The organism is Embleya sp. NPDC050493 (assembly GCF_044458105.1).
In the GTDB taxonomy this organism is placed as follows: domain Bacteria; phylum Actinomycetota; class Actinomycetes; order Streptomycetales; family Streptomycetaceae; genus Embleya.
This window is the reverse complement of sequence record NZ_JBITHP010000002.1, coordinates 650,751-666,043: the sequence shown is the minus strand read 5'-3', so window position 1 is coordinate 666,043 and position 15,293 is coordinate 650,751. Positions and strand designations below refer to the sequence as shown.

Genomic DNA, 15,293 nt, shown 5'->3' with positions numbered 1-15,293 from the left:
AAGGATCGGACAAAGGGTCAACGGTACCGTCCGCCGCGGCCCGGTTCAGCGCATGCTGCGCAGGTCCAGACGGCGCAGGACCCGGTCGGCGGCGGCCGGGTCCACGCCGCGTCGCCCCCGGGCCGCGATCACCTCGCGGCGCGCGGCGGCGGTCATCTCCGCCTCGATCTCGTGCAGCAGCTTGATCCGCCGGGAGCGCTCGACGACCGTGTCGGCCAACTCCTCGGGCGCGCCCTCCGGCTTCAGCTCGGCGAGCAGCGCCTTCTGTCGGGCCCGCAACCGCTGCACCATCTCGTCCGGGAGGTCGCGCTCCTCCTCCAGCTCGCGCAGCCGGTGCAGCGCCGCCTTGGTCGCGGTGGCCGCGATCCGGCGCTCCTCGCGGCTGTCCACGTCGTCCGCCTCGGAGACCCCGAGCCGGCGCACCAGCCAGGGCAGGCTGACCCCCTGGAGCAGCAGGGTCACCACGATCACGCAGAACGCGATCGCGATCAGCCGCTGCCGCTCGGGAAACGCCTCGTCGGCGTCGGTGGTCAGCGGCAGCGCCAGGGCGAGGGCGATGGTCACCACGCCGCGCATCCCGGCCCACCACACCACGACGGTCTCGCGCGGGTCCGGGGTCTGCGTCTCGCCGGCGGTCGGCAGCCGGTTGTGCAATCGGCGGGCCAGCGCCGCGACCGGGAACAGCCACAGGCCGCGGACCACGATCAGCACCAGGACCACGGCGCCGGCCTCCCAGAACAGCCGGACCCGGTCGCCGTGCAGGTCGTGGAAGATCTCCCACATCTCCAGGCCGATCACCCCGAACGCGACGCCGGTGACCACCAGGTCCACGACCTCCCAGAACGAGCGCCCGGTGAGCCGGCCGACCACGTTGTCCGCGTCCTCGGCGACCGAGCCCAGGTAGAAGGCGGTGGTCAGCACCGCGAGCACGCCGGAGCCGTGCAGTTCGTCGGCGACCACGTAGGACAGGAACGGCACCAGCAGGGTGAGCAGGGTCTGCAGGTTGGGCTCGTCCAACCTGCCGAGCAGCAGCCGACCGGCCAGGCCGACCGCGAGGCCGATCCCGACGCCGACCACGGCGGACAGCGCGAACATGCCCACCGCCCGGGCCGGCGAGAACGTCCCGCTGACCGCGGCGGCGACCGCGACCTGGTAGAGCACGAGCGAGGTGACGTCGTTGAAGAGCCCCTCGCCCTCCAGGATCGACACCAGGCGCCGAGGCAGCCGCAGGGTCCCGGCCACCGCCGTGGCCGCGACCGGGTCCGGCGGCGCGACCAGCGCGCCCAGCGCGACCGCGCCCGCGAGCGGCAGTCCGGGCACCATCGCGTTCACCACCGCCGCCACCGCGGCCGTGGTGACCAACACGAGCGCGACCGCGAGCAGCAGGATCGGCCGGGCGTTGGCGGCGAACTCGCGCCAGCTCGAACGTTGTGCCGCCGCGTACAGCAGTGGGGGCAGCAGCAACGGCAGCAGCAGGTCGGGATCGATCCGCAGGGTCGGCACGAACGGCAGCCACCCGAGCAGCACGCCGTACAGCGTCAGCAGCACCGGAAACGGCAGCCGCAACCGGCCCGCCAGCGGCACGACCACGACCGTGCCGAACATCAACAGGAACAGCAGCGTGAGCTGACCCACTCCGCCCCCAGACCGATCGACCGCGATTCGATCTTGGAGCGTTCCCCGAATCGCCGCCGAATCACCGATCGGCGGACATCGGTGTCACCTGTCGGTGACCCGCTCCAGGGTGGCGGTCAGGTCGGCCGGGTAGCCGCTCTCGTACTGCACCCACGTGCCGTCGCCGGGGTGCTCGAAGGCCAGGCTCACCGCGTGCAGCCACTGCCGCTCCAGGCCCAGCCGCTTGGACAGCGTCGGGTCCGCGCCGTAGGTCAGGTCGCCCACGCACGGGTGCCGCAGGGCCGCCATGTGCACCCGGATCTGGTGGGTGCGCCCGGTCTCCAGCTTGATCGACAGCAGGCTCGCGGCGCGGAACGCCTCGATCGTGTCGTAGTGCGTGACGCTGGGCTTGCCGCCCATCACCACGGCCCACTTGTAGTCGTGGGTGGGGTGTCGGTCGATCGGTGCGTCGATGGTGCCGGTGTGCGGGTCCGGGTGGCCCTGGACCAGCGCGTGGTAGCGCTTGTCCACGGTGCGGTCCCGGAACTGCTGCTTGAGCAGCGTGTAGGCGCGCTCGGACTTGGCCACCACCATCAGCCCGGAGGTGCCCACGTCCAGGCGGTGCACGACGCCCTGGCGCTCGGCCGCGCCGGAGGTGGAGATGCGGTAGCCGGCCGCCGCGAGGCCGCCGACCACGGTGGTGCCGGTCCAGCCCGGGCTGGGGTGCGCGGCGACGCCGACCGGCTTGTCGATCACCACGATGTGGTCGTCGTCGTGCACGATCCGCATGCCGGGCACGGGTTCGGCGACGAGTTGCACGGGCCTGGGCGCCCCCGGCATCTCGACCTCGATCCAGGCCCCGCCGTTCACGCGGTCGGACTTCCCGGCCGCCCGACCGTCGAGCTGCACCTTCCCGGCGGCGGCCAGCTCGGCCGCCTTGGTGCGCGAGAAGCCGAACATCCGCGAGAGCGCGGCATCGACCCGCTCGCCTTCGAGGCCATCGGGAACGGGAAGAGTACGGATTTCGGGCGAGCCGGGATTGACAGTCACGAGATACGAGTATGCCCGGCATCCGGGCCGGACTCGACGGCGTGGTCTTCGGCGGCCCGCTCCGCGGCCGGCGCGGGCTCGGTCCGGACCGGCTCGACCACGGCCTTGGTGGCACCGGCCGGCGCGGGCGAGGAGGCCCGGTCGTCCGCCTTGGCGTCGTCGGCCGAGGTCTCGCCGGCCGGGTCCGCCTCGGCCGCCGTCTCGTCCTCGGTCGTCTCGTCCCCGTCGTCGCCCTCGCGGGTGCCGTCCGGCTGCAGGCCCAGGAAGGACAGCAGCACGATCAGACACCCACCGATCACGATGGCCGAGTCGGCCAGGTTGAAGATCGCGAAGTGCTTGGGCGCGATGAAGTCCACGACGTGGCCCTCGAACACGCTGGGCGCCCGGAAGATCCGGTCGGTGAGGTTGCCGAACGCGCCGCCGAGCAGCAGGCCGAGCGCGATCGCCCAGGGCAGGCTGTTCAGCTTGCGCGCGAGCCGCAGGATCACCACGACCACGGCGCCGGCGATCACGGTCAGCACGATGGTCAGTCCCTGACCCATGCCGAACGCGGCGCCCGCGTTGCGGGTGGCCCGGAACTGGAGCCAGTCGCCGAGGATGTCGATCGGCGCGTGGTACTCGAGTCTGGCCACCACGATCAGCTTGCTGATCAGGTCCAGGGCGTAGGCGAAGGCCGCAACGCCGAGCAGGACGGCGATGTATCGACGGGTGCGCGAACCGGCGGGCGCGGTCGGCTCCTCGCCGCCCGCCCCGCTCTCGGTCGCCTCGGTGTCCGGCTCCCCAGCGGGGGCCTGCGACTCCGCCTCGTCCCGTCGTTCCGCTCCGGTGCCGATGGCTCGCTCCAGTCCTTCGACGCGCCGCCGGCCGCCTCGACGGTTACCGGCGTTCCTCGCGCTGTTTGCAGGTCACACACAGGGTCGCACGCGGGAACGCCTGCAGGCGCGCCTTGCCGATGGCCGAACCACACGACTCGCAGGCCCCGTACGTGCCGTCGGCGAGACGACGCAGCGCCTTCTCCGACTGGAGCAGCATGCCACGCGCGTTGTTGGTCAGGGACATCTCGTGCTCGCGCTCGAAGTTCTTGGTCCCCGTGTCCGCCTGATCGTCGCCCGCGCCCTCCCCCGAATCGCGCAGCAGATCGGCGATGCCGTTCTCGGAGACGGCGATCTCGGCCCGCAACTCGTGCGCGGTCTCGATCAGCCCCTCCCGCACCTCGCGCAATTCCGCGTCGTCCCACGGATCCTCACCGGGCCGGACGATGTAGACCGCCGGCGCATGGAAGCCGTCGGGCGGCGTGGCCAGCGTCGTCGCGGTCGCGGCAGTCACGTGTGCAGGTGCCTTCACGGTGCGTCCCGTTCCTCCCCGTACCGAGGCTCGCGGCGTCGTCGTCGCGGTCGCACGTCGCGTCCGCCCGCCACTGGCCTTCTCTGTATCCGTCATGGTCACGGCCCCCTTGTTTCGCTTAGGGATGGGTCGCCCCGGACAACCGGACGCGCCGTCCCGTCACTGATTGCGCCGGGGCGGCGACGTAAATCGGTTGTGCCCAGACGCAACCACGCTTATCCCTCTTCTACGTGTCCCGTTCGTTACCGGTTCCCGAGCGGATCGTTACGCACTTGGCGGCGGATCGACTCGGCGGCGCACGGACCCGTTCGGGTCGTACAATCCGCAGAGCGAGACGGTGTCGATGGGGACGAGTAGCGACGCACGCAGCCATCAGCGATCCGGGGACGGTGTGAGCCCGGAGGTGTGCGCGCCGTGAAGATCACCCCGGAGCTGCCGGAGGAAAGGTCGATGCGATCCCGGATCGGCCCGTAGAACCGGCCCTCGCGCATACGAGTGGGTTGTGCCCGCCCCGGCACGGTTGCCGTACCGGGGGGCGCGGCCAAGAAGGGTGGTACCGCGGGGCCGGCACACGGCGGTCTCGTCCCTTCGGTAGGCACGCATCACAGCCCGCGGAAGGAAGCCACATGTACCGCCCGGTACCGGCGCAGGTCGACCTGCCCGCCATGGAGCACGAGGTCCTCGCGTTCTGGCGGGACAACGACATCTTCGAGCGCTCCCTCGAACGCAATGCCGACGGCCCGCGCTGGGTCTTCTACGAGGGCCCACCGACCGCCAACGGCATGCCGGGCGCGCACCACATCGAAGCCCGCGTGTTCAAGGACGTGTTCCCGCGCTACCGCACCATGCGCGGGTACAACGTGCCGCGCAAGGCCGGGTGGGACTGCCACGGCCTGCCGGTCGAACTGGCCGTCGAGAAGCAGCTCGGCTTCGCCGGCAAGTCGGACATCGAGCGGTACGGGATCGCCGAGTTCAACGCGAAGTGCCGCGAGTCGGTGATGACCCACGTGGGCGCCTTCGAGGACCTGACCACCCGGATGGGCTACTGGGTCGACCTGTCCAAGGCGTACCGGACGATGGATCCCGAGTACGTCGAGTCGGTGTGGTGGTCGCTCAAGCAGATCTTCGACAAGGGGCTGCTGACCCAGGACTACCGGGTCGCGCCGTGGTGTCCGCGCTGCGGCACCGGGCTGTCCGACCACGAACTCGCCCAGGGCTACGAGACGGTCGTCGACCCCTCGGTCTACGTGCGCTTCCCGCTCACCTCCGGGCCGCTGGCCGGGCAGGCCGCGCTGCTGGTGTGGACCACCACGCCGTGGACGCTGGTCTCCAACACCGCCGCCGCGGTGCACCCGGACGTGACCTACGTGGTGGCCACCGACGGCGAGGAGCGCCTGGTGGTCGCCGAGCCGCTGGTGGGCAAGGCACTCGGCGAGGGCTGGGTGGTCACCGGCGAGCGGTTCACCGGCCGGGAGATGGAACGCTGGGCCTACCGGCGCCCGTTCGACCTGCTGCCGCTGGAGGACGCGAACTTCGTCGTGCTCGCGGACTACGTCACCACCGAGGACGGCTCGGGTGTCGTGCACCAGGCGCCCGCCTTCGGTGAGGACGACCTCAAGACCTGTCGGGCGTACGGCCTGCCGGTGGTCAATCCGGTCCGCCCGGACGGCACCTTCGAGCCGGAGCTGCCGCTGGTGGGCGGGCAGTTCTTCAAGAAGGCCGACGAGGCGCTGGTCGCGGACCTGCGCGAGCGCGGGCTGCTGTTCCGGCATCTGGAGTACGAGCACAGCTATCCGCACTGCTGGCGCTGCCACACCGCGCTGCTCTACTACGCGCAGCCGTCCTGGTACATCCGCACCACCGCGGTCAAGGACGCGCTGCTGCGCGAGAACGAGCGGACCAACTGGCACCCGGAGACGGTCAAGTGGGGCCGCTACGGCGACTGGCTGAACAACAACATCGACTGGGCGCTGTCCCGGAACCGCTACTGGGGCACGCCGCTGCCGATCTGGCGCTGCGACGAGAATCACCTCACCTGCGTCGGCTCGCTGGGCGAATTGTCCGAACTGACCGGACGCGACCTGTCCGGGCTGGACCCGCACCGGCCGTTCATCGACGAGGTGGTCTTCGACTGTCCGGCCAAGGCCGGCGACGGCACGGCGTGCGGCGGGCGGGCCACCCGGGTGCCCGAGGTGATCGACGCCTGGTACGACTCGGGTTCGATGCCGTTCGCCCAGTTCGGCTACCCGTACCGCAACCGCGAGCTGTTCGAGCAGTCCTATCCGGCGCAGTTCATCTCCGAGGCGATCGACCAGACCCGCGGCTGGTTCTACACGCTGATGGCGATCGGCACGCTGGTCTTCGACAAGTCGTCCTACGAGAACGTGGTGTGCCTGGGGCACATCCTGGCCGAGGACGGCCGGAAGATGTCCAAGCACCTGGGCAACACCCTGGAGCCCATCCCGCTGATGGACCGGCACGGCGCGGACGCGGTGCGCTGGTTCATGGCCGCGGGCGGCTCGCCCTGGTCGGCCCGTCGGGTCGGGCACGGCACCATCCAGGAGGTGGTCCGCAAGACCCTGCTGACCTACTGGAACACGGTCAGCTTCCAGGCCCTGTACGCGCGCACCGGCGGCTGGACGCCGAGCGCGAGCGACCCGGCCCCGGCCGAGCGCCCGCTGCTCGACCGGTGGTTGTTGTCCGAGCTGAACACCCTCGTGGGCGACGTGGACGCGGCCCTGGAGGCCTACGACACGCAACGCGCGGGCAAGGCGCTCACCGCGTTCGTGGACGACCTGTCGAACTGGTACGTGCGCCGGTCCCGGCGGCGGTTCTGGAACGCGGAGCCGGCCGCCCTGGCCACGCTGCACGAGGCGCTGGAGACGGTCACCCGGTTGATGGCGCCGCTGGTGCCGTTCATCACCGAGCGGGTCTGGCAGGACGTGGTCCGCCCGGTCACCGCCGACGCGCCCGAGTCGGTGCACATGGCCGCGTGGCCCACGGCGGATCCGGCGCTGGTGCACCCGGAGTTGGGCCGGCAGATGACGCTGGTGCGGCGCCTGGTGGAGTTGGGCCGGGCCACCCGCGCCGACTCCGGGGTCAAGACCCGGCAGCCGCTGGGCCGTGCGCTGATCGGCGCGGCGGGCTGGGACGAGCTGTCCGGGGAACTGCGCGAGCAGATCGCCGAGGAGCTCAACGTGGTCTCCGTCGCGGCGCTGTCCGAGGCCGGCGGCGACCTGGTCGAGTACAGCGCGAAGGGCAACTTCCGGGCGCTGGGCAAGCGGTTCGCCAAGCGCACCCCGATCGTGGCGGCGGCGATCGCCGCCGCCGATGCGTCGGCGCTGTCCGCCGCGCTGCGCGAGTCGGGCACCGCGGTGGTCGTGGTCGAGGGCGAGGAGGTCGAGGTGGCGGCCGAGGAGGTCATCGTCACCGAGACCCCGCGCGAGGGCTGGACGGTGGCCGGCCAGGACGGCGCCACCGTCGCGCTCGACCTGACCATCACACCCGAACTGCGGCTCGCGGGCCTGGCCCGCGATGTGGTCCGGCTGATCCAGGAGGCGCGCAAGAACAGCGGCCTGGAGGTGTCCGACCGGATCCTGGTGTGGTGGGCCGCGGACGAGTCGGAGGAGACCACGTCGGCGCTGCTGGCGCACGGCGTGCAGGTCGCCGACGAGGTGCTGGCCACGCAGTTCACCCAGGGCGCGCCGGAGGACGAGGAGTTGTTCGAGCACGGCGACCCGGTGCTCGGCCTGCGGTTCTGGCTGCGCAAGGTGTGAGTCGGCGGGCGGGACGGTCTCGGCCGTCCCGCCCCCGAGTCCCCCGACTTGCCCGATTCACCCCAGACCGGCGCGAATTGCCCGGAAACCCGAGAAGCGCCCGTCCCCCCGAAGGGGGCGGGCGCTTCTCGGATGTGCCGACCGACGCTCAGTGGCCGGTCAGTTGTCGGGGTCCTCGTCGATCAGGAACCCGCGCATCGGCGAGGGCTGCTGCATCTGCTGCGGCTGCGGCGCCTGCGGACGCACCGGCGACATCTGCTGCGTCATCGCCGGGCTCATCTGCTGCCCGATCGACGGCGTCATCGCGGGCGACATCGACGACGGCTGCGACATCGACTGCGACATCGGTACCGGCGCGGACGACATGGCCGGCGGCAACGAGGCCGTGGCCGGCGTACGCGGCGGTGCGAGCGAGTCGTCGGCCTGCGACTCCAGCTGGCGCAGCTGGCTCTCCAGGTACGACTTCAGGCGCGTGCGGTACTCCCGCTCGAACGCACGCAGGTCGTCGACCTTGCGCTCGAGCGTGGCGCGGGCACTTTCGAGCGAGCCCATCGCAACGCGGTGCTTCTCCTGCGCGTCCCGCTCGAGGGCGTCCGCCTTGGAGCGCGCGTCGCGCTCCATGCCCTCGGCGCGGGTGCGCGCCTCGCCCACTATCTTGTTCGCCTCGGAGCGGGCCTCGGCGATCGCCTGGTCCGCCGTCTGCTGCGCCAGCGCGAGCACCCGAGCGGCGCTGTCGCCACCGGGGTTGCCCATCTGCTGCTGCGGTCCGCCCGGACCGAGCTGCGGCGGGCCGCCCTGCAACTGGTGCTGCTGAAGTTGTTGTTGGTGCTGCGGCGGGCCCTGGAGCTGGTGCTGACCGCTCATGCCGGGGTTGCCCATCCCGGGGCCGCCCTGCATCTGGTGCTGACCGCCCTGCAGCTGGTGCTGCTGCTGACCGGGCAGCTGGTGCTGACCGCTCATGCCGGGGCCACCCTGCAGCTGGTGCTGCGGCGGGCCCTGGAGCTGGTGCTGACCGCTCATGCCCGGACCAAGCTGCTGCGGTCCCCCCATGGGGTGCTGCTGCGGTCCACCGGGACCGAGCTGCTGCGGGCCGCCCTGCATCTGGTGCTGGCCGCCCTGCATCCCCTGCGGCCCGCCCATCTGGGGCGGCGGAGGAACCGGGGTCGGCCCGGATATGGCTGCCGGGACGGGTGCGTCGGGGCGTTCGCGCTCCTTGCGCTGCTGAGCCTGCTGCTGACTCTGCGCGGCGGCACGGGTCGCCGCCGCGAGTTTCGCTCGCAGGTCCTCGTTTTCCCGGAGAAGTCGGGTCAGTTCGCCCTCGACCTCATCGAGGAACGCATCGACCTCGTCCTCGTCATAGCCCTCACGGAGACGGACGGTCGTGAACTGCTTGTTACGCACGTCTTCGGGGGTCAACGGCATCTCTTCACCTCAGCGTGATCGTCGGCATCGGACAGACGGTACCGCTTACAGCCTGCCCACGACGGAGATCAGGATGTAGACGATGATCATCAGTACGAAGAAGGACAGGTCGAGTGCTACACCCCCGAGGCGCAGCGGAGGAATGAACCTGCGCAGCAACTTCAACGGTGGATCGGTGATGGAGTACGTGGCCTCCAGCAATACCACCATGGCCCCGCGCGGCTCGTACGACCGCGCGAACTGGAACACGTAGTCCATCACCAAGCGGAAGAACAACACGATCAAAAAGCAGTAGAGCACGATGCGGATGATCTCCAGCGCGATGCTCATTTACCTGCCCCCTCGTGTGCCGTCCCTCTGGTCAGGACCGCACCTAGCCTCAGTTTTCGCACACCTCAGCTCTGATTGAAGAACCCGCCCTCTGCGATGCGGGCCTTGTCCTCGGCTGTCACATCGACGTTAGCAGGCGACAGGAGGAAGACTTTTTGGGTGACCCGCTCGATGCTGCCGTGCAGGCCGAACACGAGACCCGCGGCGAAGTCCACCAGGCGCTTGGCGTCGGTGTCCTCCATTTCCGTCAGGTTCATGATCACGGGCGTGCTCTCGCGAAAGTGCTCGCCGATCGTGCGGGCTTCGTTGTAGGTACGCGGGTGCAGCGTCGTGATGCGGTAGGGCTCACGTTCGCTGACGACTTTGTGTACGGTCACCGGTGTGCTGCTCTCGGGACGGCGTTCGGGCATGGCGGACACTGTTGCGCGGTGTTCTTCAAGGCGGCCTTCGTCGCGAAGGGCCCCCGCTTCGCGAAGGGCAGTAGCTCCACGAACGAGATCCTCGCGACGTTCCCGCGATTCCCCACGCGGCTCGCGTACTTCACGTGGCTCCTCACGACGCTCGTCCCGCCGCTCCTCGCGACGATCGGTGCGCTCGACCCGGTCGCGGCCGTCCTGGCCGATGTCGTCCTCATCGTAATCGTCATACTCGTAGACATCGTCCTCCACGAGGCCGAGGTAGACCGCCATCTTGCGCATTGCGCCGGCCATGTTCCGCTTCCTCCGGTCTCACGGTGGATCGGCTGAGGTCACCGTGGGTCGTGCGATCCACTTCACGGCGACGCTACCGGAGGGAAGGCCGGACTCCGAGCACCGCAGTACCGATGCGTACATGTGTCGCCCCGGCCTCGATGGCCGCTTCGAGGTCGTTGCTCATCCCCGCGGAAACCATGTTTGCAGTCGGATGGGCTTCGCGTAGGCGGGTTGCGATTTCTCGCAACCCGGCGAACGCCCGAGCGGGTTCGACGCCGAGCGGGGCCACCGCCATCACACCGCCGAGGATCAGGTTCGGCGCACCGGCCACCACGTCCGCGAGTTCGGCCAGATCGGCCGCGGACACCCCGCCGCGAGCCGGGTCTTCGTCCAGGCTGACCTGCAACAGCGCGGTGATCGTGCGCTGTTGCCGCTCGGCCGCGGCGGACAACGAACGGGCGAGCCTGACCCGGTCGAGCGAATGCACCACATCGGCGTAACCCGCCACCGATTTGGCCTTGTTGGTCTGCAGTTGGCCGACGTAGTGCCAGGTGAGGTCGAGGTCCTCGGTGGCCTTCGCCTTGGGCGCGGCCTCCTGGTCGCGGTTCTCGCCGACGTCGCGGACACCGAGTCCGGCGAGCAGTCGCACGTCGCTCGCCGGGTGCGTCTTGGTCACCACCACGAGGGTGACGTCCGTGCGCGGGCGGCCGGCGCTCGCGCACGCGGCGGCGATCCGGCCCTCGACGGCGGCCAGGTTGGCGGCGAGTTCGGCACCTCGACGGGCACCGTCTGCGGTCGGCTGAGCGTGCGTTTCCATCCGTCCATCGTCGCCGACGGGGACCGGACACGCCCGGGCGGGGTCAGCCCTCGGCGAGCCACACGTAGCCGGCGATCCGACCCGTGCTCCGGTCCCGGCGATAGGAGAAATGGTCGCTCGACTCGCGCGTGCAGATGTGCGATTTCTCACCCGACGCAACCCCCTGCGCGGCGAGTTGCGCCCACACGCCGGCCGGGATATCGAGCCCTGGAGTGCCCTCGCGGGTGCGTGCGCGGGCCGCCGGGACAACTGCGGACACTTCCTCGCACATCGCCTCGGGAACCTCGTAGCAGGCGCCACAGACGGCCGGCCCGGTCCGGGCCACGATCCGGGCCGGATCGGCGCCGAGCTCGCACATCGCCCGCACGGCGGCCGGCACGACCCCCGCGGCCAGGCCCGGCCGGCCCGCGTGCGCGGCGGCCACCACGCCGGCCTGCGGATCGGCGAGCAGGACCGGAGTGCAGTCGGCGACCAGAACCGCGAGCGCCAGCCCCGCGGTCGCGGTGACCAGGGCATCGGTGGCGGGCAACGGCTCGGCGGACGCGGCGTCGACGACGGTGACCGTGTTGCCGTGCACCTGGTTCATCCACACCACCCGTTCGGGTGACAGGCCCAGCGCCCGGGCGGTGCGTGCGCGGTTCGCGGCGACCACGCGCGGGTCGTCGCCCACGTGGTCGCCGAGGTTCAACTCGTCATACGGCGCGGCGCCCGTGCCGCCCCACCGGTCGGTGAAGGCGAAACGGGCGCCGTCGGAAGCGGCCCTTCGCGTGAACACGTCGGACCCACCCCTTGTGTCGATTTTCTGCGTTGTCGTGCCGTTCGCGGATATTGCCGCGAATGCTACGACTTCATGAACGGCGGGATGTCGAGATCCAGGTCGTCCTTGATCGGCTCCGGCACCAACGGCGCGCGCGGGCTCGGAGTGGTCGGCGCCGGGTACGTGGTCGGCGGCGGGGTGGGCTCGTGCAGCACACCGGGACCCTGGTTCTGGGTCGGCCGCCCCACCGGCTCCGGCCGCGAGGCCGCGGTCGTGGTCGCGGGCTTGCCCAACTCGCTCTTGGACGGCGGCTGGCCGCCGTCGAAGCCGGCCGCGATCACGGTGACCCGCACCTCGTCGCCGAGCGCGTCGTCGATGACCGCGCCGAAGATGATGTTCGCCTCGGGGTGCGCGGCCTCGCTGACCAGCTGCGCGGCCTCGTTGATCTCGAACAGGCCGAGGTCGGAGCCGCCGGAGATGGAGAGCAGCACGCCGCGGGCGCCGTCGATGGACGCCTCCAGCAGCGGGCTGGAGATGGCCATCTCGGCCGCCGCCACCGCCCGGTCGTCGCCGCGCGCCGAACCGATGCCCATCAGCGCCGAACCGGCCTCGGACATCACCGACTTGACGTCGGCGAAGTCCAGGTTGATCAGGCCGGGGGTGGTGATCAGATCGGTGATGCCCTGCACACCGGACAGCAGCACCTGGTCGGCCGAGCGGAACGCGTCCAGGACGCTGACCTGCCGGTCGGAGATGGAGAGCAGTCGGTCGTTGGGGATGACGATCAGGGTGTCGACCTCGTCGCGCAGCTGCGCGATGCCGTCCTCGGCCTGGTTCGCGCGGCGCCGTCCCTCGAAGGTGAACGGGCGCGTGACCACGCCGATGGTGAGCGCGCCGAGCGAGCGGGCGATGTTGGCCACCACGGGGGCGCCACCGGTACCGGTGCCGCCGCCCTCGCCCGCCGTGACGAAGACCATGTCGGCCCCCTTGAGGACCTCCTCGATCTCCTCGCGGTGGTCTTCGGCGGCCTTGCGGCCGACGTCGGGGTTCGCGCCGGCGCCGAGGCCGCGGGTCAATTCCCGGCCGACGTCGAGCTTGACGTCGGCATCGCTCATGAGGAGGGCTTGGGCGTCGGTGTTGATCGCGATGAACTCGACGCCCTTGAGACCGACCTCGATCATCCGGTTGATGGCGTTGACACCGCCACCGCCGATACCGACCACCTTGATGACTGCGAGGTAGTTCTGGGGTGCTGCCACGTCGAAGGCCTCTCGCCTCGAGTTCCGGTCGGCGTGCCGTGGTTCCGGCATGCCGACATTTGCCGACTTGGGGAGGTCGGGACGCGATTTCCGCGAGCCACCAAAACCCTCACCCTCAGGTATAGAGTTACACCGATTCGCATCGAACGCCGCCGATGCGAACGGTGCGGATTACTGCTTTGTCAACCTGGGGCTAGGCCGACACTAGGTCCCCATCGGACACGGTTCAACGAACACGCCGAACCTGTCCCTATTGTTTTATCGCAGTGGCGGGGTGCTTCCGCCCCCTGTCACGGCGTGGTCGGGGTCGAAACCGCCGCGGCGGGTGCGACCGGTGGTAACGACTGGGCGGGCGCCGGCGGCGCGACCGAGGGGAACGGCTGGGTTCGGGTCACCGGCGCGTCGGGCGCGCTGACGTCGTAGAACTTCGCCGGTCGCGGCAACAGCGCCGCGAGCACGAGTGCCTTGCGGTCGGACGCCTCCGCCCCACCCCACAACACGGTCTCGCCCTTGTCGAGCACGAGCACGATGTCGTCGCGCGTTCGTGCGGTGATGTCCCGTACACGTTGGGCGACCGGCGGTGGCAATGCCGCTACCACCTGAACCACCCCCCGTAGCGTTTCCCGACTCACCGTGTCGGCGTCGGCCTTGACGACCGGCACGCCCGCCGGTGCGGCGTCCACCGTACCGAACCGTACGCCGTCCTTGTCGATCTCCGCGTAGCGGCCCGCGTCCGGCACGACCAGCGCGGTCACCCGTTCGCGCACCGAGATCCGCACGGTGTGCGGCCAATCCCGCTCGACCCGGACCGAGGCCACGCGCGGGATCGCGGCCACCCGGGCCCGGATCGCGTCGAGGTCGATCCCGGCCAACGGCTCACCGACGGGCACCGCCGCGACCCGGGCGACCTGATCCCGGGGCAGCGTGCCCGACCCGCCGACGGCCACCGTTCGGGTGTCCAGGAGCGGCGAGTGGTAGACGATTCCCCATCCGGTCACCGCGAGCAGCACGAGGAGCACCAGGACCAGGAGCGGGCGCAGGTTGGTCCAGCGTCGCCGCGGACCGCGCCCGGCCTTCGCCGGACGTCCCGGCGCGCGCTCCTTCGTCTTGGGCAAGAACGCTCCCTGGGCCCGCGCCTATTGGGGCAACCGCGCGGCGGCGATCGCCTCGTGGACCATCCGGACCAGTTCCTCGTCGGCGTCGCGCCGACCGAACTCGGCCGCCGCCTTGCCCATGTCGTGCAGCTTGCGTGCGTCGGTGAGCACCGGCAGCACCGACGAGCGGATCCAGTCCGGGGTCAGGTCGGCGTCGTCGACCAGCAGGCCGCCACCCGCCTTGACCACGGGCTGCGCGTTCAGCCGTTGCTCGCCGTTGCCGATCGGCAGCGGGACGTAGGCCGCGGGCAGGCCGACCGCAGCCAGCTCGGCGCAGGTCATCGCGCCCGCCCGGCACAGCACCATGTCGGCCGCCGCGTAGGCCAGGTCCATCCGGTCGAGGTAGGGCACCACGACGTAGGCCGGGCCGCCGGGCGGCGAGCTGATCGTGAGTTCGTTGTTGGGCCCGGCCGCGTGCAGCACCTGGACACCCTCGGCGAGCAGCTGCTGGGCGGTGGCGGCGAGGGTCTCGTTCAGCCGCCGGGCACCCTGCGAGCCGCCGAACACCAGCAGGGTGGGGCGCATCGGGTCCAGGCCGAACATCGCGCGGGCCTCGTCGCGCAGCGCGTTGCGGTCCAGGGTGGCGATCGCCCGGCGCAGCGGGATGCCGATGTAGCGCGCCCCGCGCAGCTTGCTGTCCGGCGTGCTCACCGCGACGAATCGGGTGTAGCGGGCGCCGATCTTGTTGGCCAGGCCCGGCCGGGCGTTGGCCTCGTGCACCACCGTGGGCACACCCTGGCGCTTGGCCGCGAGGTAGCCCGGCAGGGCGACGTAGCCGCCGAAACCGACCAGGCAGGACGCGTTGGTGCGCTCCAGCACGGCCGCGGCCTCGCGGATGGTGCCGCGCAGTCGCCCGGGGACGGTCATCAGTTCGGGCGTGGGCTTGCGCGGCAACGGCACGGCCGGGATCAACGCGAGTTCGTAGCCGCGAGCGGGAACGAGCTTGGTCTCCAGGCCCTTGGCCGTGCCGAGCGCCGTGATGCCCACATCGGGGTTCTGGCGGCGCAGCGCGTCCGCCAATGCCAGAGCGGGCTCGATGTGCCCGGCGGTTCCTCCGCCGGCAAGGACGACATGCACC

The 15,293-nt window shown here is 70.9% G+C and carries 12 protein-coding genes and 1 pseudogene; 1 reads left to right on the top strand and 12 read right to left on the bottom strand.

Annotation, left to right across the window (positions count from 1 at the left end):
- Window positions 1-45: 45 nt before the first annotated feature.
- The 4 genes and pseudogenes from ACIBM5_RS06180 to ACIBM5_RS06165 all read right to left on the bottom strand — a co-directional run bounded on the left by ACIBM5_RS06180 (window position 46) and on the right by ACIBM5_RS06165 (window position 4,008).
- Window positions 46-1,635, bottom strand: a complete 1,590-nt coding sequence (locus ACIBM5_RS06180; protein ID WP_396005632.1) for a Na+/H+ antiporter — start codon at window positions 1,633-1,635, stop codon at window positions 46-48.
- Between the two features lie 84 nt (window positions 1,636-1,719).
- A complete protein-coding gene (locus tag ACIBM5_RS06175) occupies window positions 1,720-2,664 on the bottom strand; it encodes an RluA family pseudouridine synthase (protein ID WP_391582625.1) in 945 nt (314 codons plus the stop codon).
- 227 nt (window positions 2,665-2,891) lie between these two features.
- Window positions 2,892-3,497, bottom strand: a pseudogene (gene lspA, locus ACIBM5_RS06170) (signal peptidase II); the annotation flags it as partial.
- Between the two features lie 43 nt (window positions 3,498-3,540).
- Window positions 3,541-4,008, bottom strand: a complete 468-nt coding sequence (locus ACIBM5_RS06165; protein ID WP_396005631.1) for a TraR/DksA family transcriptional regulator — start codon at window positions 4,006-4,008, stop codon at window positions 3,541-3,543.
- A 626-nt stretch (window positions 4,009-4,634) separates the two neighbouring features.
- Between ACIBM5_RS06165 and ileS the strand changes: the two genes are divergently transcribed.
- Window positions 4,635-7,784 (top strand): isoleucine--tRNA ligase, encoded by a 3,150-nt coding sequence (ileS, locus tag ACIBM5_RS06160; protein ID WP_396005630.1) that lies wholly within the window; start codon window positions 4,635-4,637, stop codon window positions 7,782-7,784.
- Window positions 7,785-7,943: 159 nt separating this feature from the next.
- Here ileS and ACIBM5_RS06155 read toward each other — a convergent pair whose 3' ends face one another.
- The 8 genes from ACIBM5_RS06155 to murG all read right to left on the bottom strand — a co-directional run bounded on the left by ACIBM5_RS06155 (window position 7,944) and on the right by murG (window position 15,292).
- A complete protein-coding gene (locus ACIBM5_RS06155; RefSeq protein WP_391582628.1) occupies window positions 7,944-9,206 on the bottom strand; it encodes a DivIVA domain-containing protein in 1,263 nt (420 codons plus the stop codon).
- A 45-nt stretch (window positions 9,207-9,251) separates the two neighbouring features.
- Window positions 9,252-9,536, bottom strand: a complete 285-nt coding sequence (locus ACIBM5_RS06150; protein ID WP_020552920.1) for a YggT family protein — start codon at window positions 9,534-9,536, stop codon at window positions 9,252-9,254.
- Between the two features lie 65 nt (window positions 9,537-9,601).
- Entirely contained in the window at window positions 9,602-10,246 is a 645-nt protein-coding gene (locus tag ACIBM5_RS06145; RefSeq protein WP_026218733.1) for a cell division protein SepF, read from the bottom strand.
- Window positions 10,247-10,319: 73 nt separating this feature from the next.
- The gene (locus tag ACIBM5_RS06140; protein ID WP_396005627.1) at window positions 10,320-11,045 is read right to left on the bottom strand and encodes a YggS family pyridoxal phosphate-dependent enzyme; all 726 of its coding nucleotides are present in this window, start codon (window positions 11,043-11,045) and stop codon (window positions 10,320-10,322) included.
- A 43-nt stretch (window positions 11,046-11,088) separates the two neighbouring features.
- On the bottom strand, window positions 11,089-11,820 hold the full coding sequence (gene pgeF / locus ACIBM5_RS06135) for a peptidoglycan editing factor PgeF (RefSeq protein ID WP_396005625.1): 732 nt from the start codon (window positions 11,818-11,820) through the stop codon (window positions 11,089-11,091).
- A 65-nt stretch (window positions 11,821-11,885) separates the two neighbouring features.
- Window positions 11,886-13,061, bottom strand: a complete 1,176-nt coding sequence (gene ftsZ, locus ACIBM5_RS06130) for a cell division protein FtsZ (RefSeq protein ID WP_396005623.1) — start codon at window positions 13,059-13,061, stop codon at window positions 11,886-11,888.
- 290 nt (window positions 13,062-13,351) lie between these two features.
- Complete coding sequence (locus ACIBM5_RS06125; RefSeq protein WP_391582632.1) at window positions 13,352-14,176, bottom strand: cell division protein FtsQ/DivIB; 825 nt, start codon at window positions 14,174-14,176, stop codon at window positions 13,352-13,354.
- 21 nt (window positions 14,177-14,197) lie between these two features.
- Window positions 14,198-15,292 carry an undecaprenyldiphospho-muramoylpentapeptide beta-N-acetylglucosaminyltransferase gene (murG, locus tag ACIBM5_RS06120; protein ID WP_391583068.1) on the bottom strand — a complete coding sequence of 365 codons (1,095 nt, stop codon included), beginning with the start codon at window positions 15,290-15,292 and terminating at the stop codon, window positions 14,198-14,200.
- Between the last annotated feature and the right edge of the window lies 1 nt (window position 15,293).

Excerpts from the sequence above, each read along its gene's own strand:
- ileS (WP_396005630.1), top strand. The coding sequence starts at position 4,635 with ATGTACCGCCCGGTACCGGCGCAGGTCGACCTGCCCGCCATGGAGCAC.
- ACIBM5_RS06155 (WP_391582628.1), bottom strand. The coding sequence starts at position 9,206 with ATGCCGTTGACCCCCGAAGACGTGCGTAACAAGCAGTTCACGACCGTC.
- ACIBM5_RS06150 (WP_020552920.1), bottom strand. The coding sequence starts at position 9,536 with ATGAGCATCGCGCTGGAGATCATCCGCATCGTGCTCTACTGCTTTTTG.
- ACIBM5_RS06145 (WP_026218733.1), bottom strand. The coding sequence starts at position 10,246 with ATGGCCGGCGCAATGCGCAAGATGGCGGTCTACCTCGGCCTCGTGGAG.
- ACIBM5_RS06140 (WP_396005627.1), bottom strand. The coding sequence starts at position 11,045 with ATGGAAACGCACGCTCAGCCGACCGCAGACGGTGCCCGTCGAGGTGCC.